Annotated in this window: 15 protein-coding genes; 4 read left to right on the top strand and 11 right to left on the bottom strand. The window is 63.6% G+C overall.

Features of this window, described 5'->3' with window-relative positions:
* Positions 1-2 precede the first annotated feature (2 nt).
* Positions 3-2,180, top strand: coding sequence for a molybdopterin cofactor-binding domain-containing protein (locus QZY01_RS09080; RefSeq protein WP_294536170.1), 2,178 nt, complete (start codon positions 3-5; stop codon positions 2,178-2,180).
* A 187-nt stretch (positions 2,181-2,367) separates the two neighbouring features.
* Here QZY01_RS09080 and QZY01_RS09075 read toward each other — a convergent pair whose 3' ends face one another.
* The 10 genes from QZY01_RS09075 to glpK all read right to left on the bottom strand — a co-directional run bounded on the left by QZY01_RS09075 (position 2,368) and on the right by glpK (position 15,318).
* The gene (locus QZY01_RS09075) at positions 2,368-3,078 is read right to left on the bottom strand and encodes a L,D-transpeptidase (RefSeq protein WP_294536167.1); all 711 of its coding nucleotides are present in this window, start codon (positions 3,076-3,078) and stop codon (positions 2,368-2,370) included.
* The gene (locus QZY01_RS09070) at positions 3,075-3,362 is read right to left on the bottom strand and encodes a hypothetical protein (protein ID WP_294536164.1); all 288 of its coding nucleotides are present in this window, start codon (positions 3,360-3,362) and stop codon (positions 3,075-3,077) included. The genes QZY01_RS09075 and QZY01_RS09070 overlap by 4 nt, the downstream gene beginning before the upstream one ends.
* 75 nt (positions 3,363-3,437) lie before the next feature.
* Positions 3,438-4,355, bottom strand: a complete 918-nt coding sequence (locus tag QZY01_RS09065) for an ion channel (protein WP_294536163.1) — start codon at positions 4,353-4,355, stop codon at positions 3,438-3,440.
* 12 nt (positions 4,356-4,367) lie between these two features.
* Complete coding sequence (locus tag QZY01_RS09060; RefSeq protein WP_294536161.1) at positions 4,368-7,562, bottom strand: multidrug efflux RND transporter permease subunit; 3,195 nt, start codon at positions 7,560-7,562, stop codon at positions 4,368-4,370.
* 12 nt (positions 7,563-7,574) lie between these two features.
* Positions 7,575-8,783 (bottom strand): efflux RND transporter periplasmic adaptor subunit, encoded by a 1,209-nt coding sequence (locus QZY01_RS09055; protein WP_294536159.1) that lies wholly within the window; start codon positions 8,781-8,783, stop codon positions 7,575-7,577.
* Positions 8,784-8,891: 108 nt separating this feature from the next.
* Positions 8,892-9,797, bottom strand: a complete 906-nt coding sequence (locus tag QZY01_RS09050; RefSeq protein ID WP_294536156.1) for an AraC family transcriptional regulator — start codon at positions 9,795-9,797, stop codon at positions 8,892-8,894.
* 254 nt (positions 9,798-10,051) lie between these two features.
* Positions 10,052-10,573 carry a CIA30 family protein gene (locus QZY01_RS09045; RefSeq protein ID WP_294536153.1) on the bottom strand — a complete coding sequence of 174 codons (522 nt, stop codon included), beginning with the start codon at positions 10,571-10,573 and terminating at the stop codon, positions 10,052-10,054.
* A gap of 49 nt (positions 10,574-10,622) precedes the next feature.
* On the bottom strand, positions 10,623-12,506 hold the full coding sequence (locus QZY01_RS09040; protein ID WP_294536151.1) for an amidohydrolase: 1,884 nt from the start codon (positions 12,504-12,506) through the stop codon (positions 10,623-10,625).
* A gap of 173 nt (positions 12,507-12,679) precedes the next feature.
* The gene (gene dinB / locus QZY01_RS09035) at positions 12,680-13,813 is read right to left on the bottom strand and encodes a DNA polymerase IV (RefSeq protein WP_294536148.1); all 1,134 of its coding nucleotides are present in this window, start codon (positions 13,811-13,813) and stop codon (positions 12,680-12,682) included.
* A gap of 5 nt (positions 13,814-13,818) precedes the next feature.
* Positions 13,819-15,318, bottom strand: coding sequence for a glycerol kinase GlpK (gene glpK / locus QZY01_RS09030; protein ID WP_294536146.1), 1,500 nt, complete (start codon positions 15,316-15,318; stop codon positions 13,819-13,821).
* A gap of 177 nt (positions 15,319-15,495) precedes the next feature.
* Between glpK and QZY01_RS09025 the strand changes: the two genes are divergently transcribed.
* Positions 15,496-16,020: a dihydrofolate reductase gene (locus QZY01_RS09025; RefSeq protein ID WP_294536143.1), complete on the top strand. Its 525-nt coding sequence runs from the start codon at positions 15,496-15,498 to the stop codon at positions 16,018-16,020.
* A 57-nt stretch (positions 16,021-16,077) separates the two neighbouring features.
* Here the strand turns inward: QZY01_RS09025 and QZY01_RS09020 are convergent, their stop codons facing one another.
* The gene (locus QZY01_RS09020; RefSeq protein ID WP_294536139.1) at positions 16,078-16,920 is read right to left on the bottom strand and encodes an SDR family oxidoreductase; all 843 of its coding nucleotides are present in this window, start codon (positions 16,918-16,920) and stop codon (positions 16,078-16,080) included.
* Positions 16,921-17,158: 238 nt separating this feature from the next.
* On the opposite strand from QZY01_RS09020, the gene hflK reads away from it, so the two are divergent.
* Together hflK and QZY01_RS09010 are read left to right on the top strand one after the other, a co-directional pair.
* On the top strand, positions 17,159-18,355 hold the full coding sequence (hflK, locus tag QZY01_RS09015) for an FtsH protease activity modulator HflK (RefSeq protein ID WP_294536136.1): 1,197 nt from the start codon (positions 17,159-17,161) through the stop codon (positions 18,353-18,355).
* The coding region (locus tag QZY01_RS09010) for an SPFH domain-containing protein (protein ID WP_294536131.1) at positions 18,352-18,754 on the top strand (403 nt) is incomplete at its 3' end. The genes hflK and QZY01_RS09010, both read left to right, overlap by 4 nt.

Genomic DNA, 18,754 nt, shown 5'->3' with positions numbered 1-18,754 from the left:
AAATGACGCAAGGCTTTTCGCCCTCCCGTCGCGGCTTCATCGTCGGCGGCGCCACGCTCGGCGCCGGATTGGCGCTCGGTCTCGACATACCCGGCGGACCCCGGGGCGCGCTGGCGGAAGAAGGCGCGCCCGAGGTCAACGCCTGGGTGGTCGTCAGGCCGGATGACGCCGTCGTCATCCGCATCGCCCGCTCGGAAATGGGGCAAGGCACGCTGACCGGATTGGCGCAGCTCGTCGCCGAAGAGCTTGAATGCGCCTGGGAGAACGTGACCACGGAATATCCGACGCCGGGGCAGAATTTGTCGCGCAAGCGCGTCTGGGGCGATTTTGCGACCGGCGGCAGCCGGGGCATACGCGGCTCGCAGGAATATGTCCGCAAGGGCGGCGCCACGGCGCGCGAAATGCTGATTCAGGCGGCCGCCAATCAATGGGAGGTCCCGGCCGGCGAAATTCAGGCGGAAAGGGGCCTGCTGATCCATGCCCCCTCGGGCCAGGTGACGACCTTCGGCAAGGTGGCCGAAGCCGCGTCGAAACTGAAGCCGCCCGCCGACGTCGCGCTCAAGGACCCCAGCGAGTGGAAGATCGCCGGAAAAAGCCTGCTCCGGCTCGACACCGCGGAAAAGACCGACGGCTCGATGGTCTATGGCATAGATGTGAAACTGCCGGGATTGCTTAACGCCGCGATCAAGGATTGCCCGGTGTTCGGCGGCAGGCTGAAAAGTTTCGACGAAACCAAAATCGCCGGATTGCCGGGCTCTCCCAGGGCGGTGAAGGTTGGCGACTCGGCGGTCGCGGTCGTCGCCGACAGCTGGTGGCGCGCCAAGAAGGCGCTCGACGCCTTGCCGATCGTCTGGGACGAAGGCCCGAATGCTTCGGTGTCGAGCGAGTCCATCGCCGCCTTCCTCGCCGAGGGGCTCGACGATGCCGCGCCCGCCGGGGTCGGCAACAAGGTCGGCGACGCCAAGGCCGCCATCGCCGGCGCCAAAAAGGTCGTCGAGTCGGTTTACTCCTATCCCTATCAAAATCATGCGGCGATGGAGCCGCTCAACGCCACGGCGCTCTATACGCCGGAACGCTGCGAAGTCTGGACCGGCACGCAGAACGGCGAGGCGGCTTTCGCTGCGGTCGTCGCGGCCTCCGGCCTGCCGCCCGAAAAATGCGACGTGCACAAGCACATTCTCGGCGGCGGTTTCGGCCGGCGCGGTTTTACCGATTACGTGACCCAGGCCGTGCTGGTCGCCAAACAATTTCCGGATACGCCGGTCAAATTGCTGTGGTCGCGCGAAGAGGACATGCAGCACGGCAAATATCACCCGATCACGCAATGCAAGCTGACGGGCGCCTTCGACGAGAACAACCAGCTCACCGCCCTGCGCATTCGCCTGTCCGGGCAGTCGATCACCGCCAGCATCCGGCCCGAGGCGATCAAGGACGGCTTCGACCCCGGCGCGCTGCAAGGTCTGGCAGCAACAGGCGACGCCGCGCTCGGCTATGATTTTCCCAACCTGCTGGTCGAACACGCGATGCGCAATCCGCCGGTTCCGCCCGGCTTCTGGCGCGGCGTCAACATCAACCATAATGCGATCTATCTCGAATCCTTCATCGACGAATTGGCGCATGAAGCCGGCGCGGACCCTTACGCGTTCCGCCGCTCCCTGATGGGCAAACACCCGAAGCAAAGGGCCGTGCTCGACGCCGTGGCCGAGCGCATCGGCTGGAAGGCGGCGCCGCCGAAGGGCGTTTTTCGCGGCCTCGCCTCTTTCATGGGCTTTGGCAGCTACGTCGCCGCCGCCGCCGAGATTTCGGTCTCCGAGGGAAACCGGATCAAGATTCACCGCATCGTCGCCGCCACCGATCCCGGCACGGCGGTCAATCCGGCGCAGATCGAACGCCAGATCGCCGGCTCCTTCGTCTATGGCCTGTCGGCGCTGTTTTATGGCGGCATCACGCTCCAGGACGGGCGCGTCGCGCAGGCGAATTTCGACACCTACGATTCCATGCGCATCAAGGACATGCCGAAGGTCGAGGCCATCGTGATGCCGAGCGGCGGCTTTTGGGGCGGCGTCGGCGAGCCGACGATCTGCGTCGCCGCGCCCGCCGTGCTCAACGCCTTTTTCGCGGCGACCGGCCAGCGCATCCGCCATGTGCCCTTGAAGAACGGGAATGTTGCGTTTGTCTGACGCTCGAATTCTGACGCCAGCCGGACGCGGGAGAAGATCGTGCCCGGCGCGAAGGAGCGCTTCCCGACGTCGCGCGCGCCCGCCGGATGTCGCCCCGAACCCGGCAGCGCGCCTGCGTATCCAAGGGGCCGCCGCAATGCCGTTAATCAGCCGTTCCGAGGGGCGCGCGAAATTCTGGCCGACGCGCCTATGCCGGCAAGACGATCACCTTCGTCTTGACCGGCGTTCGTGAATAGAGGTCGATCATGTCCTGACTGAGGAGGCCGGTGCAGCCGCTCGTAACGCCGTTCCCGATCGTCTCGGGGTCGCTGGTGCTGTAGATCGTGTAGAGCGTGTAGGCGCCGTTTTGATAGAGATAGAGCGTGCGGGCGCCGAGCGGATTGTCGAGCCCCGGCGGCATGCCGCCGGCATATTTGCGCGCCTCCGGCTGACGCTGGATCATTTCCTTGGGCGGCGTCCAGACCGGCCATTCGGCCTTGCGGCCGACATAGGCTTCACCGCTCCACAGGAACCCGGCGCGGCTGACATTGGCGCCATAGCGGGTGGCGGCGCCATCGCCTTCGACGCGGTAAACATAGTGATTGCCGGGATCGACGATAATCGTGCCGGGCGCTTCCTTGCTGTCGTAGCGCACGACCCGGCGATAATATTTCGGATCCAGCTTGCTGACATCGACCGCCGGGATCGGGAATTTCTCGTCGGGAACGGGTCCGTAAAGCTTCGCCGCCTCGGCGCGGCCCATGCCGTCGGTCGTGGCGCAACCGGCGAGCCCCAGCGCGCCGAGACCCGCGGCGGAGCCGAACAGAAACGACCGGCGGTCGAGCCGCACCGACTGAAACCGAGGCAGAACTCCCTCGCTGCTTTCGCCGGCATCTGCCATTCCATCGTCCATAGTCATGATTTTGGAGTTTCGCATGTCCTGTCGCCCGAACGGAGGTTCTCAAACATGAACCCGATGAATTTCTTTGTTGAACTATACTTACCGTCATAGCGCTCGATGGGCAAGTTCGGGCCTTTGTTGCGCCGGGCTTGCCATGCGCAAAATCGGCAACGTCCACGCGGTCCCGCAGTTTCACGCGTGGTCAGCCCCCGCCGCCGCTCGACCACGGTCGCAAGGGCGACGCCGACGCCGGCGCGAAGCCAGCCTTCGGCCGACAGCAGGATTTCGGTTTCGTCGGTCAAAGGGCGCTACCCTGCGGCTTGAGTCCGGGTGTTTGCAGGATACCGAACATTCAATCCAGGAATAGTCATGCAGGGTCAAACCGGGACAATGTCGTGAAATTTTGAATAATCGATCACTCTTGTTCCCTTGTCATTAACCGTCAAGACATCCTCAAATTCACAATTCCAATAAATATCCTTGGTCTGATAGGCCATCCTGCCATGGACCGGCTGGGAAACGCTGGCGTCCGTGCCGGTCAGCAGCACGATGATTTCATCGTCGCTGTCCTTGGACTGTTCCGCGTTCATGCCGTGGAGCGGACTTTTATCGTCAATCGGGTGCATCACCAGCCAGCTCAGTGCGAAAACCGGGGTTCTCGACCGGAGCAGGCGCATTTCATGGAAGCTGCGCATCTGACGGCCGTTGGCGTTTTCGCCGCGCAACACCGAGCAGGTGACGCTCGCTTCGAGAATGAAATTATTTCTCTTGTTGGCCGCGCGGAACATCAATGTCGGCGCGCCCTTGTAATCGGCGACCACCGCCTTGTCGGAAAACAGAATGCGCGCATGAGGTCGGGCGAATCTGGTAAAAACGAGACCGGACGTCAGAGCCAGGAACAATAATCCGAAGGCTATTTCAACCGTACAAAGAATGTTTGTCGTAATGCTCACAGGATATACATTGCCATAACCGACGGTCGCTATGGTGTGAACGCTGAAGAAAAACTCCTTCCAGAAAGGTGGAAGATCGGATGTCGCGCTCAAACCGTTTGGATCGAGGCGGTATAAAGCGGCAAAAATACAATTCAAGATAAAAAAAGATGAAAGGAACAACAGGCTGAAAGACAGCCAGCTCATCTGAATCAGCAAAAAATAGAGGTCAGACAACGGATTGCCGAGATTGCCGATCCGCACGATGTTCGGTCTGTCGCTCGAAGCAATGGACTTGGCGATCGAACCGTTGGGCCTCGCGCCTTCTTCTGGTTGCTCTAGATGCTTGTTGCGCCGACCCATTCGCATCTCGTCTTATTCCCCCGCTTCCTCTTGGGTTCCCTTGCCGCCCAGCCAGCCGGACAGGCGTGTTGAGAGGGTTTGCAGCGTCCTGGCGATCGAACCGCCGGCGCCGCCGCGAACCAGGACGTAAAAAGTCGGCGTAAACATCAAGCCGAAAAACGTCACCCCGATCATCCCGGCAAAGACGGCGGTTCCGAGCGATTGGCGCATTTCGGAGCCCGCTCCTTCGGCGATCGCCAGCGGCGCCACGCCGAGAATGAAGGCGAGCGAGGTCATCAATATGGGGCGCAGGCGCGTCCGCGCCGCGAGCGTCGCCGCCTCGTAGCGATCCGCGCCCGCCTCCTGCGCCTGCTTGGCGAATTCGACGATCAGAATGGCGTTTTTCGCCGCCAGCCCGACGAGGACGACGAGACCGATTTCAACCAGAATGTTCCGGTCGAGCCCGCGCATCGTCACCCCGGTCATGGCGGCGAGGATGCACATGGGGATGATCAGGATCACCGCAGCGGGAAGCCGCCAGCTTTCATAGAGCGCCGCCAGCAACAGAAAGACGAAGGCGACCGCCAGTCCGAAGGCCAATGTCGCGGTGTCGCCCGCCAGCGTTTCCTGCAACGCGATCTCGGTCCACTCGAAGGAAAACCCCGGCGGCAATCTTTCCCTCGCGAAACGTTCGATCTGGGCGATCGCCTGGCCGGTCGAAAAGCCGCGCGCCAAATTCATCTGAACTTCCGCAGCCGGATAGAGGTTGTAGCGCGGAACGCGGAAAGGCCCGGTCTTGTCGTTGAAGGTGGCGACCGAACCGATCGGCGTCATTTCGCCCGAAAGGTTCTTGGTCTTGAGATTGCCGATATCCGTAATCCCCAGGCGAAACGCATTGTCCGCCTGCGCCGTAACCCGGTAGGTCCGTCCGAACACATTGAAATCATTGATGAACACCGATCCCAGATAGACCGAAAGCGCTTCGAACACGCGCCCGACCGGAACGCCCAGCATTTCCGCCTTGGTGCGATCGACATCGGCGAAAATTTGCGGCGTGTGGGTATTGAACAGCGTAAACGCCTGTTCGAACCCGGGTTCCCTGCTCGCCGACCCGGCTATCGTCCAGGCCGCGTTTTCCAGCGCGGCCGCGCCATTCTGCGCCTGGTCCTGGACATAGCCCTTGATGCCGCCGCCGGTGCCGATGCCGGGCACCGAGGGCGGCTGCAACACGAAAACAAAGGCTTCCGAAAGCGCCGCGAGTTTCTGGTAAAGCTCCCCCTGCACGCGCTCGGCCGAATAGCCGGACTTCACCCGCTCGTCGAAAGGCTTCAAGGGGACGAAAATCACGCCGGAATTGGGCGCATTGGTGAAGGTTGCGCCGTCGAAACCGGCGAAGGGAACGCTCGACGACACCGCAGGGTGATTCAAGATGATTTCATTGGCTTCACGCAATACTTTGTCGGTGCGTTCAAGCGTCGATCCGGGCTGCAATTGCAGGGCCGCGATCAGATAGCCGCGATCCAGTTGCGGGATCAGCCCGGTCGGCGTCTGAATCAACAGCTTCGCCGCCAGCAGGATCAGGCCGGCGTAGACAAGGAGCGCGACGAAGCCTTTCCGGACGATCCGGCCGGTCAAGGCGCCATAGCCATTGGCAAGCTTTTCGAAGCCGGAATTGAACCTTTGAAAGAACCAGCCGAGCGGACCGCGCCCCTGTCGGCCTTCCACATGCGGCTTCAACAGGATGGCCGCGAGGGCGGGCGACAGCGTCAGAGAGACAAAGGCCGAGATCAGCGTGGCGGTGGCGATGGTGACGGCGAATTGTTTGTAAAAGGAACCCTGCAATCCGGAAATGAACGCCGTCGGCAAGAACACCGCGCAAAGCACCAGCGCGATGGCGATCAGCGCGCCGCCAACCTCGTCCATGGTCTTGTGGGCCGCCTCTTTTGGCGAAAGCCCCTGGGCCAGATAGCGTTCGACATTTTCCACGACGACAATGGCGTCATCGACGACGATGCCGATCGCCAGCACCAGACCGAACAGCGACAGCGTATTGAAGGTAAGGCCGACCGCGCGCATGATGGCGAAGCTGCCGATGAGCGAAATCGGAATGGCGATGACCGGAATAATGGCGGCGCGCCAGGATTGCAGGAACAGAATAACGACGAGAACGACCAGGCCGATCGCCTCGTAAAGCGTGCGGACCACTTCATCGACCGACAATTGGATGAATTCCGTCGGATTGTAGATGATCGTGTAGTCTACGCCCGACGGAAAGGATTTGCGGGCTTCTTCCATCGTGGCCTTGATCGCCGCCGCCGTCGCCAGCGCATTGGAGCCCGGACGCTGGTAAATGATCATCGCCGTGGCGTTGTCGCGTTTCAGATAGGAGTTGACGGTATAGTCCTGCGCGCCAAATTCGGTTCGCGCCACGTCGCGCAGGTGAACGACGCCATCGGCGTCCGCCCGCAGGACGATGTCGTCGAATTGGCTCGGGTCCGACAATCGGCCCAGCGTCTGGACGGAAACCTGAAAGGCGCCGGCGCTCTTGGCCGGCGGCTGGTTGATCGAACCCGCGGCGACCTGAACATTGGCGGCGCGCAGCGCCAGGACCACTTCTCCCGCCGTCATGTGGCGCGCCGCGACCTTGCTCGGATCGAGCCAGATGCGCATCGAATAATCGCGGGCGCCGAAGATGCGCGCGTCGCCGACGCCGTCGATGCGGGTCAGCCGATCCTTGACGTAGAGCGTGGCGTAATTCGACATATATTGCTGGCTGCGCGACCCGTCGGGCGAAATCAGATGCACGACCATCATCAGATCGGGCGAGGCCTTTTTGACCACCACACCCAGTTTGGTGACGTCTTCGGGCAAGCGCGGCATAGCCACGGCGACGCGATTTTGCACGAGGACCTGAGCCTGATCGACATTGACGCCCGGCTTGAAAGTCACATTGATCGACACCACCCCGTCGCCGGTCGATTGCGACGTGATGTAGAGCATGTCGTCGACGCCATTGACCTCCTGCTCGATCGGCGCCGCCACCGTATCGGCGATCACTTCGGCGGAGGCCCCCGGATAATTGGCGGAAATATTGACCGTCGGCGGCGCGATTTCGGGATATTCGGAAACCGGCAGACTGCGCTGGGCGATGGCCCCGACAATGGTCAGGATGATCGAGAGGACGGCGGCAAAGATCGGACGCTCAATGAAAAAATGGCTGATTTTCATTGGCGTTTCCGATCAGTTCGACGCCAGGTGGATTTCACCCGGCCTGGTTTCGACCTTGACGCCGGGGCGCACCATCGGATTTGCCAGACCTCCGACGATGACCTCGTCGGTATCGGCGAGGCCGGATTCGACGATGCGCAATCCGCCGAAAATCGGTCCAAGCTTGACCGCGCGCGCCGCCACGGTCCGGTCCGGACCGACCACCATCACCAGCTTGCTGGTTTGATCGGACACGATGGCGACGTCGGGCACCAGCAGAGCCGGCCGGTCGTCGGACAGCAATTGGACGTGGCCGAAAACCCCCGGCGTCAGCATCAGGCCGGGATTGGGCAGAACCACCCGGCCGCGGATCGTCCCCGAACGCTGGTTGACCTGATTGTCCATGAAATTGACCGCGCCTTGATGCGACCATTCGGTCTCGTCGGCCAGCCTGATCCGCGCGATATTCGCCACCGGCGCGCGTTCGGCGTTGCCCGGCCCGGCGGCGCGGCGCTTGCCGCGCAAGTAATCGAATTCCGATTCCTCGAAGACGAAATGAATCGGATCGAGCGTCACGATGGTGGTGAGCAGTGTGGACGTCATCTGGCCGCCCTGGGTGATGAAATTGCCGGCGTCGACCCGCCGGTCGGACACCCGGCCGGAGATCGGCGCGCGTACACGGGTCCATTCCAGATTCAGCTCGGCATTTTCCAGCGCGGCCCCGGCGGCGGCGAACTGCGCTTTCGCGACATCGAGCGCGAGGCGCCGCTGATCGATGTCGCGGGTGGACATGAACTTGTCGGTCGCGAGCGTCTGACCGCGCTGAAAATCGCGTTCGGCAATGATCAATTGCGCCCGGGCGCGCTCGACATCGGCCTTGGCGCCGTCGACGGCGATCTGGAAAGGCTTGGGCTCGATTTCGAACAGGACGTCGCCCTGCTTGACGAGATCGCCGTCGGCAAAGCAGATTTTTTCGAGCAGGCCCGAGACGCGGGAGCGCACTTCCACCTGCTTGACCGCCTCGAAATGCCCGCTGAACTCCTCCCAGCGCTGCACTTGATGCGACAGGGGTTTCGAGGTGATGACGACGGGCGGCGGCATCTGCGCCGCAGCCGGCATCGAAAACGCGGCGGCCAGCAGGGCGACCGGCGCGAGCGCCTTCCATAAGAACGCGCCGATTGCGGCGCCGGGACGCAAACCCGCGCGGCGTTGTTCACGCTTGCAGCCGTCGAAAACCTTCATGCCATAACCCCCGGAGCAGCGTAAACCTTCGCCGCCGCCGCCGCCTGTACAAAAATTGCTGCTTTGGGCCGATCCTGCGCTCGATTTTCCGGCGAAACGCGCGGCGCTTCAGCCGCCCAGACGATAGCGTCGCGGCGACAGCCCGGTTTCCTTTCGGAAACTCCGGGCAAAACTGCCCTGGTCGTCGTAGCCCACCGCCGCGGCGACATCGAGGATCGACAAATGGGTGTTTTCAAGCAGCGATCTGGCCCTGTCGATCCGCAGACGGAGCAAATATTGATGCGGCGCCGCGCCGACCGATTTCTTGAAGGCGCGTGAAAAATGGAAGACCGAGAGGCCCGCGGCTTCGGCCAGCGCCTTGACGCCAAGATCGGCCGGCAAGTGCGCTTCGATGGCGGACAGGGCGCGTTTGGTCTGAAGCGCGCTCAAGCCGCCCTTTTCCGCCTTCGCCTTGTCGAGATGATGTCGCCTGAGCAGAAGTTCGACAAGGATGATGGCCCGCGATTCCATTTCCAGCCGGCTTGGCGGCGCGTCGCGATCGAGCGCGCGCTTGACGTAATAATCCAGCTCGCGGCGCAAGGCGTGATCCTCGAAGAACACCAGATCGTCGCGCAGCAGCGCCTGGCCGCCGACGGCTGTTCCGATCTCCTCCCCGACCTGGTTCAGCATCGAGGTCGAAATCTTGATCATCGTTAATTTGACGGCTCCCGGCGAGCGAAAATGATTGGGCGCCCCGATCGGTTGCAGGACCATGCGCTTGTCCCGCCCGGCGATGGACCGCCCCTTGTATTTGCCCCATTCGCAATAGACGTGGTCGCCCCAATGGGGCCACCAGATGCGGTTCTCGATGGAGTTTTCGAGCCAGATCTCGTCGCCAAACCCGCCGGGCAGAAAAACCTGCGCCACCGGCGATCGCCAATTTTCGTCAAGTCCCGCGAATTCGAATCGCCCGCCCTTCAGTCTCTCCTGTTCGTGACGCATGAAATCGCCTTCGATCCTGATCGGATAATTCATGAACGCCCTCGCGACCCAAAAATCAGCGATAACGCTGAAACGCGCCTTCCCCGCGATTGGATTTATGCGCGCCCGCAAAATCGCATTGCGGCGGCAAGACGAAGTGGTTTGGATGCTTCTGCGGCTTCGAGCTTGACGATTCCCGATCCGGAATTGGCGATCCCGGCGTCAAACCGCATCGGCGAATGGCGCCTTGCGCGAGCAGCCCCCCGGTCAGGCTTCTGTTCCCGGATTCCGGCCTTCGCCGGCCGCGGCTAAGCCATGAACCGGAGCCCGCCGAGCGCAAGATCGGCGGCGAAGGCGCGGCCGATCGCCACCACGCCGAGGCGCCGCAACCGGCGGGGTTCGAGCGGAACATCGGTGCGGTAGGGAAGAAAGCGGTCGAAGGGCAGTTGCACCGTCCGCCATTCCCCGGAGGCCGCGAAAATCTGGCGATAGGATTGCCACGGCCTGGTCAGGGCGTCGGTCCGCAGATGAAGGCCGTATTCTTCCCCATTCCCGTAGACGTCGAGTTCAATGCCGCTCCAGCCGCTGGCGTCGACCGCTCCGCCCTCGGGCGAGAGATCGAGCGCCATCTGGACAAAGCCGCCATTGTTTTCGAGGCTGACCTCACCGCGCATGCGGATGGCGGGCCGGCCGTCGACGACGTCGCGGACCATCGTCCCGCTGGAGACGCCGCCCATGACCCGATCGGTGAACAGCCGCCAATGGCTCCCTGTCACGGCAAGGGGCGCCTCGCGGCTCAGGTCGTCGATGATGGCGCCCGCAATCAACATTACTGTGCCCCTGCATCAGTCGGCGCGGTGAGAGAGCGCCGCGTCAAACTCATGCCTTCCGCTTCGCGCTCTCCGGCACGGGAAAGACGCGGCCTTCGAACATCGTTCCCCAGACCCCGATATCCTTCAGTTTTTCCGGTTCGATCGCATAGGGGTCTCGATCCAGCACGGTGAGGTTGGCGATCTTGCCGGGCGCGAGGCTGCCGATCAAATCTTCCTTGCGCCAGGAATAGGCGGCCTCGATGGTGATCGCGCGCAGCGCCTGATCCACCGTCACGCGCTGCCCCGGCTCCGCAACGCGTCCCGATGGCGTGATCCGGTTGACGCCGCACCACGCCAGATACAGCGGATCGCTCGGCCCCATCGGCAGATCGGAATGATAGGAGAGCGGGATGTTGCCGGAGACCACCGAGTTCGCGCGCACCATCGCGTCGGCGCGCGCCGGGCCGAGGCCCTGAGAGCCGTATTTGTCGGCGAAGCCCACGGGGTAATAGGGGTTCGCGCTGACGATGGCGCCGAGCCGCGCGATGCGCGCAACCTGCTCCTCGGTCGAATTGGCGAAGTGCACGATCACGGTGCGGTGGTCGTTGCGCGGGTTTTCCTTGAGGCGGCGCTCCAGCGTATCGAGCACGACCTCGAGCCCGAGATCGCCGTTGACGTGAATGTGCAGTTGATAGCCCGCGTTCCAGTAGAGCCGGGCGCGCTCTTCCAGCTGTTCGGGCGACATGATCCACTCGCCCTTGTGGCCATCGGTGTAGCCGTCCTTCATCTGCATCAACTGCGAGATGATCGCGCCGTCGGCAAACAGCTTGATCTGACCGGGAAAGAACATCAGCTTCTTGCCGGGGCCTTCGGGCGACACCGCGATCTGTTCTTCCGTCGCGTCCAGCGCCCTGGCCAGCCCTACGCGGTCGGGAATGCCGCGGCCGTCGGCGAGGAATGTCGCATACATCGGCGCATCCGGAGCGCCGAGAATCTGCTCGTAGAGCTTCCACATCTCCGGCGTGTAGAGCGCGCCGGGCTCGTTATAGGCGGTGACGCCGTTGGCGTGGAGATAGGCGACCATCTGCCTGAGGCCGAACGAAAGGCGCTCGGGAGTCGCCAGCACCTTCAACATCGGCCCCATCATCAGATTCAGGCCGGTCTCGAAGAAATGCCCGTCCTTCCAGCTCGCCTGCTCGCTGGCGATCCCTTTGCCTTGAGTCATGGCCTCGGAAATTCCAAGCGCCTTCAGCGCCGCCGTGTTGAGATAGAACTCGTGGCAGGAGCGTTGCCAGACGGCGATCGGCCGGGTCGCGCCAATCGCGTCGAGCGCGGCCCGGTCGAGCTTGCCATGCCAGAGCCGATGATAGCCCCAGGTCAGCAACCATGCGTCGGGGTCCTTGAGAGCGGCCTCGGCGGCCTTGAGCCGCTGGCTATATTCCTCCGGCGTCGCCGCCGCTTTGACGGTCCTTCCCGGCAGGTTCCAGTCTTCCGTCGCGATCACTTCGACCGCGAGCGTAAGGGCGCCGAGGATCGGATGCAGGTGCTGGTCGATCAGGCCTGGCATCACGATTTTGGCGCCAAATGTGTCGTCGATGCGGTAGGGGCGCGCGCCGAGCGCCGTCTTGACCGACTCGAGCGAGCCGACCGCGACGATGCGCTTGCCCGCGACCGCGATCGCCGTCGCCTCGGGCGCTGCGCGCTCCATGGTGATGATTTTTTGGGCGGTAAAAATCGTCGCCGGGCCCGCCGCGTCCGGCGTGGGCGCCCCGATCAGGCCGTCGGTCAGAATCTCGTTGATCTCGCCGTCCGCCCTCGCGGCGTCCACGGCTTCGGCGAGAAAAACGCCGCTGGCCGCGAGCGCGCCGGAGCCTTTCAGGAAGTTGCGGCGCGAGGGAAGCGAAAGCGATTGAAACGCCAGCCGAAATCCCGGGGTGCAACCGACGCACATCTCGAATTTCCTCCAGCGCCAGCATAGGTCACATTGGTTGCGCGCGCCAGCAGCGCGACAGAGCGATCGGCGCGGTTTGCAGGCGTCGGTCGCGGAGGTCCGAAGATCATTCGCGATGGGCGCGACGGGTCGGCCGAGGGCGTCCGGACGCCCGGACTTCTTGTCCGGACCGATTACCGCCGAGGCCCGTCCGACACATTCGAACCCTGCCCGAGCAGTTCGAAGCTCAGCTGGGCCTCGCCTTGTCGGGCGGTTGGACCAAAACCCGACAGGGTCAGGCCGAGCAAGCGGACGCCGCGTTCGGTTGGAAAGAGCGGCGCCAGCAGCGCCAGGGCGCGACGTTCGAATTCGGCGACGGTCGCGATCGGCGCGACGTCGGTCCGGCTGCGGGTGACTTGCCGGAAATCCGAATATTTCACTTTGAGCGTCAGGGTGCGCCCGTATATCCGCGCGATTTCGCCGGCGCGCCAGACCTTGTCGATGATTGCGGGCAGGGCGGCGGCAGCTTGCTCGAAGGTGACGAGGTCCTCCAGATAGGTCCTTTCCGCGCCAAGCGACTTGCGCTCCCGATCCGGGCGAACCGGCCTTTCGTCGACTCCGCGGGCGACGGCGTAATAATAGGGACCCGCCTTGCCGAAATTTTCCTGCAGGAATTCCAGCGGGCAGGTTTTCAGATCCCGGCCGGTCTCGATGCCGAGCCGCCGCATTTTTTCCGCCGTCGCCGGCCCGACGCCATGAAATTTGGCCACGGGAAGGTTTTCGACAAAGGCCGGCCCCTGTTTCGGGGTGATCACGCACAGGCCGTCGGGCTTGTTCCGGTCGGAGGCGAGTTTGGCGAGGAATTTGTTGTAGGAGACGCCGGCCGAAGCGGTGAGTCCGGTTTCGCGGCGAATCAGCGTCCGGATCGACTGGGCGGTTTCGGTGGCGGTCGTCTCGCCTTGCAGAAAATCGGTGACGTCGAGATAGGCCTCGTCGAGCGACAAGGGTTCGATCAGCGGCGTGAATTGCGCGAAAATGGCGCGGATCTGCCGCGAGACCATTTTATAGACCTCGAATCGCGGCGGCGTGAAAATCAGCTCCGGGCATTTGCGCAACGCCGTCACCGACGGCATGGCGGAACGCACGCCGAATTTTCGCGCCTCGTAACTTGCGGCGGCGACGACGCCGCGCTCGCGCCCATAGCCGACCGCCACCGGCTTGTCGCGCAACTCCGGATGATCCCGCTGCTCGACGGAAGCGAAAAAGGCGTCCATGTCGAGATGGATGATTTTGCGGATGCGCCCCCCGGCGGGATCGGTCGGCTCCATCGCGCCTATCCTTCAACCCAGTCGAAAGAACGCGTCACGGCCTTGTTCCACAGGGCATAGAGCCTGTCGCGTTCGGCCGGCGCCATCGAGGGCCGCCAGCGCTTGTCGAAGGCCCAATTGGCGACGATGTCGTCGGTGGAATCCCAATAGCCGGCGGCAAGGCCCGCCGCATAGGCCGCGCCGAGCGCCGTCGTCTCGATGATTTTCGGACGCACCACCGGCGCGTCGAGCATGTCGGACTGGAACTGCATCAGCAACTCGTTGACGACCATGCCGCCGTCGGCGCGCAATTCCTTGATATGGACGCCGGAATCTTGAGCCATGGCGTCGAGCGCCTCGCGGGTCTGGTAGGCCGTGGCCTCGAGCGCGGCGCGGGCGAGGTGACCCTTGTTGGCGAAACGCGTCAGGCCGGCGACGACGCCGCGCGCATCGGCGCGCCAGTACGGCGCATAAAGTCCGGAAAAGGCGGGAACGAAAAAGACGCCGCCATTGTCGGGGACGGTTCGGGCCAGCGCCTCGATTTCCGCCGCCGATCCGATCAGGCCGAGATTGTCGCGCAGCCATTGCACGAGCGCTCCCGCGATGGCGATCGAGCCTTCCAGCGCATAGACGGGCGGTTCATTGCCGAGTTTGTAGCCCAGCGTGGTGATGAGGCCGCATTTCGACGGATAAGGCTTCGCGCCGGTGTTCATGAGGATGAAACAGCCGGTGCCATAGGTGTTTTTTGCCTGTCCGGGCTGGAGGCAGGCCTGACCGAACAGCGCCGCCTGCTGGTCGCCGAGAATGCCGGCGAGCGGAACATTGGCGAGTACGCCGGTCCCCAGCCCCATTTCTTCGCTCGAGGAGCGGATTTCCGGCAGGCAGTCGCGGGGGATGTCGAACAGGTTCAGGATATCCTGGTCCCAGTCGAGTGTTTCGAGATTCATCAATTGCGTGCGCGAGGCGTTGGTGACGTCGGTAATATGCCTGCCGCCGTCGACGCCGCCGGTGAGATTCCAGGCGATCCACGAATCGATCGTGCCGAACAGCACCTCGCCGGCTCTGGCGCCCTTCTGCGCACCGGGCGCGTGATCGAGCAGCCAGCGCAGTTTGAGGGCGGAAAAATAGGTCGCCAGCGGTAGGCCGGTTTTGGCGCGCAGGCGATCCTGTCCGCCGTCTTTGGCGAATTCGCGCACGAGATCGTCGGTGCGCGTGTCCATCCAGACCAGCGCATGATGCAGCGCCTCGCCGGTGCGGCGATTCCAGATGGCGGCGGTCTCGCGCTGGTTGGTGACGCCGACGCTGACGAGATCGGCGGGGCTCAGCCCCTTCTTCGCCAGCGCGCCGCGAATGACGTCCCCGGTGTTGCGCCAGATTTCCGCCAGATCATGTTCGACCCATCCCGCCCTGGGATAGATTTGCCGGTGTTCCTTCTGGTCCCATGAGACGATCTCGCCCTGACGGTCGAACAGGATGAAGCGTGTCGACGTCGTGCCCTGATCGATGGCGCCAACGTATTTGCTCATGGTTTTCTTCCCTCCGGCGGATCGGACAAGGGACTACGGGAAAAAAAGGGCCGCCAGAACCTGGCCGCCCCGCCGCGCCGGCTCCAACGCGATTGACCTTGAGCGCGAATCGACGATGATCCTTCCCATGAAGCACATCATAGCGATTTCGGGTCAACCGGGGGCGCAGGCGGCCCTATGAGCGATTTGCTGCCGATGACGCTGGTCGCCGCCATCGCCCGCAATGGCGCGCTCGGCAAGGACAACGCCATTCCCTGGCGCGCGTCGAGCGATCTCCGGCGTTTCCGCGAAATCACCTGGGGCCGGCCGCTGATCATGGGGCGCAAGACCTTCCAGTCGATCGGCAAGCCGCTGCCCGGACGCGAAACCATTGTCGTCACCCGCGACCGCGATTTTTCCGGGCAAGGGCTGGAAAACCTGCATGTCGCCTTTGATTTCGAAGAATCCGTGCGGCTGGCGGACCGGCTCGGGCGCGTCCTGCACGCCGCCGAGATCATCGTCGCGGGCGGCGCCGAACTTTACCGGCTGGCCTTGCCGCAGGCCGAATATCTGCGCCTGACCCTGGTCGATTGCGAGCCGGAGGCCGACGCCTTCTTCCCTCCGGTCGATTGGAGCCAATGGCGGGAATTGCGCCGCGAGAAGCCGGAATGCGGGGCAAGGGACGATTTCGCGCTCGAATATGTCGATTACCAGCGGCGGTAAATCGGGTTCGGGCGCGCGGGCGAGGCGACGCCCCGCCGGGTTTTGGCCGACGCGTCGTCAATTCCACTTGCTCGACATGTGCCAGCGGGTCGCCGCGTCCACCAGCCGGTCCGGGACCAGCGCGCGACCCCAGGGGCCGAATCTGGCGACGAAGCCGACATGGTAACGGGTTCGCGGGCGCGGCGTCGCGCCGGCCTTGAGCACGATTTTCGCCACATCCTCGGCGCTCATCACGCCAAAACTGCCGGCGCGCAGGAATTCGTGCATCCGCCGCGCCAGATGCTTGCGGAACGGCGCATAGGGGCTGTCCGCGCCGGGTTCTGCAATGGATTTGAGCAGCGTCGATTCAAACCGCGTCGCGATGGGTCCGGGCAGCACGTTCACGACCTTGACGCCGAAAGGTTCGACTTCGGGGCGCAACGCGTCGGTGAGGGCCTCCAGCGCGAATTTGGAGGCGTGATAGGGGCCGCCGCCGAGCACGCTGACCCGCCCCGCGACCGAACTCACATTGACGATGCGGCCCCGCCCCACGCGGCGCATCGCGGGCAAGACCAGTTGCGCGAGGCGCAGCGCGCCGAACACATTGGTCTCGAACTGCCGCCGCAGGTCGTCGAGCGTTATTTCCTCGAGCGGGCCATATTGGGCGTAGCCGGCATTGTTCACCAAGACGCCCACCGCGCCGAACTCGGCCTCCACCGCCTCGACCGCCGCGCGCCGCGCCGGTTCGTCGGTGACGTCGAGAGGCAGGAGGCGACATCCGATGGCCTGCAATTCCAGGAGCGCATCGGGATTTCGCGCGGTGGCGAAGGTTTCGAATCCGGCGGCGCGGAACGCCCGCGCCGCGGCTTGGCCGACGCCGCTTGAGCAGCCGGTGATCAAAACGGGGCCGATATCGCGCAAGGGAAACGTCTCCGGACTTGTGACAGGGGCGCCGCGAACCAGCGCCTTCGACAGGGCAAATTCATTTATATCATTTTGAGCGGACGGGCCGACCCGGCGCCGCCCGCCGGTTTCGCGGAGGCTTGGTTTTCAGTGCAAACAGGCTGCAAAAGCTCGATTGTGCCGCAGCGCCGCGCATCCTATATAAGGGCGGTCCGGCAGGCCCGTAAAAGCCCAAAGCCAACATATCGAGGAATTCATGCCCTGGTCCAATCAAGACGGCGAGCCGCCGCAACAGCCGGAGGGCGCCGGACCCGGACAAAAATCTGACCCGAGATCCGATCCGAGAGCCGACCCTTGGCGCTCCGCCCCGAAAAACCCCTGGGGCCAGGGCGGCGGCGGATTTGGCGGCGGCCCGCCCGGAGGCGGCGCGCCCGGCGGCCCCGGTCCCGATCTTGAAGCCTTTGTCCGCAAGGCGCAGGACAAATTGCGCAGTCTCACCGCCGGCGATTTTTCGCCGCGCGGCATCGCGGCCTTGCTGGCGCTGGTCTGCCTGCTTTGGCTCGCCAGCGGTTTTTACACCGTCGATCCCAATCAGGTCGGGCTCAATCTGGTGTTTGGCCGCTATACCGGCAAAACCGGGCCCGGCCTCAATTACATCTGGCCGGAGCCGATCGGCTCCTATCTCAAGCTCAATGTCACCGACCGCAATTCCATCGACATCGGCGCGCGCGGCCGCACCGATACCGGGGTTTTGACCGACATCCCCGAGGAAAGCCTTATGTTGACCGGCGACGAGAATATCGCCGACGTCAAGTTCCGCGTCATCTGGCAGATCGATCCGGTTCACCCGGAGGATTTCGCCTTCAACATCAAGAATCAGGTCGAGACCATCAAGGCGGTGGGCGAGAGCGCCATGCGCGAAATCGTCGGCCGCACCCAGATTCAGGCCCTGCTGACGGCGGAGCGCAAGGTGATCGAACCGGCCTCGCAGGCGGCGATGCAGAAAATTCTCGATTCCTACCAATCCGGGGTATCGATTTTGCAGGTGCAATTGCTGTCGGTCGATCCGCCGCCGACCGTCATCGCCGCCTTCCGCGACGTCACCGCGGCGCAGCAGGACCGCAGCCGCTTCGTCAACGAGGCGCAGGCCCAGGCCAACAGCATCGTGCCGCAGGCGCGCGGCGAATCCGCCCGCATCCTGCGCGACGCCGAAGCCTTCCGCGAACAGACGGTGGCCGAGGCGAAAGGCCAGACGGCGCGCTATCTCAAGGTTTTCGAGGAATATAAAAAGGCGCCGGACGTGACGCGCCAGCGGCTCTATCTCGAAACCATGGAGCGGGTGCTCGGCGCCGGCGACAAGATCATCCTCGACCGCGCCGCCGGCGTTTCGCCGCTGCTGCCGCTGGCGCCCTTGCTGTCCGAGACCAAACCCTCGACGGGAGGCCAGCCATGAACCAGCCGAAACTCATCGCGCTGCTGCTTGGCCTGGTTCTCGTGCTGGCGCTGGCGCTGTCCTCGACCTTCGAACTGCATCAGACCCAGCAGGCGCTGCTGTTGCGATTCGGCGAGCCGGTGCCGGAGCGCGGTCTGGTGACCGATCCGGGCCTGCATTTCAAACTGCCGTTCATCGAATCCGTGGTCTTCCTCGACCGGCGCATTCTCGATCTCGAATCGTCGAGCCAGGAAGTGCTGGCTTCCGACAACCAGCGGCTCGAAGTCGATGCTTTCGTGCGCTACCAGATCGCCGATGCGCTTAAATTCTATCAGACCGTCGGCAGCGTCGCCACCGCCAACAACCAGCTCGCCTCGGTGCTGAATTCCGCGGTGCGCCGGGTGCTTGGCGAGGCCAACC

It is taken from the genome of uncultured Rhodoblastus sp., assembly GCF_903903185.1.
In the GTDB taxonomy this organism is placed as follows: Bacteria; Pseudomonadota; Alphaproteobacteria; order Rhizobiales; family Beijerinckiaceae; genus Rhodoblastus.
This window is presented reverse-complemented; position numbering and strand designations above follow the sequence as displayed.

Bases quoted from the DNA above. Each gene is read 5' to 3' on its own strand.
- QZY01_RS09080 (WP_294536170.1), top strand. From the start codon at position 3: ATGACGCAAGGCTTTTCGCCCTCCCGTCGCGGCTTCATCGTCGGCGGC.
- QZY01_RS09075 (WP_294536167.1), bottom strand. From the start codon at position 3,078: ATGACTATGGACGATGGAATGGCAGATGCCGGCGAAAGCAGCGAGGGA.
- QZY01_RS09065 (WP_294536163.1), bottom strand. From the start codon at position 4,355: ATGGGTCGGCGCAACAAGCATCTAGAGCAACCAGAAGAAGGCGCGAGG.
- QZY01_RS09060 (WP_294536161.1), bottom strand. From the start codon at position 7,562: ATGAAAATCAGCCATTTTTTCATTGAGCGTCCGATCTTTGCCGCCGTC.
- QZY01_RS09055 (WP_294536159.1), bottom strand. From the start codon at position 8,783: ATGAAGGTTTTCGACGGCTGCAAGCGTGAACAACGCCGCGCGGGTTTG.
- QZY01_RS09050 (WP_294536156.1), bottom strand. From the start codon at position 9,797: ATGAATTATCCGATCAGGATCGAAGGCGATTTCATGCGTCACGAACAG.
- QZY01_RS09045 (WP_294536153.1), bottom strand. From the start codon at position 10,573: ATGTTGATTGCGGGCGCCATCATCGACGACCTGAGCCGCGAGGCGCCC.
- QZY01_RS09040 (WP_294536151.1), bottom strand. From the start codon at position 12,506: ATGTGCGTCGGTTGCACCCCGGGATTTCGGCTGGCGTTTCAATCGCTT.
- dinB (WP_294536148.1), bottom strand. From the start codon at position 13,813: ATGGAGCCGACCGATCCCGCCGGGGGGCGCATCCGCAAAATCATCCAT.
- glpK (WP_294536146.1), bottom strand. From the start codon at position 15,318: ATGAGCAAATACGTTGGCGCCATCGATCAGGGCACGACGTCGACACGC.
- QZY01_RS09025 (WP_294536143.1), top strand. From the start codon at position 15,496: ATGAGCGATTTGCTGCCGATGACGCTGGTCGCCGCCATCGCCCGCAAT.
- hflK (WP_294536136.1), top strand. From the start codon at position 17,159: ATGCCCTGGTCCAATCAAGACGGCGAGCCGCCGCAACAGCCGGAGGGC.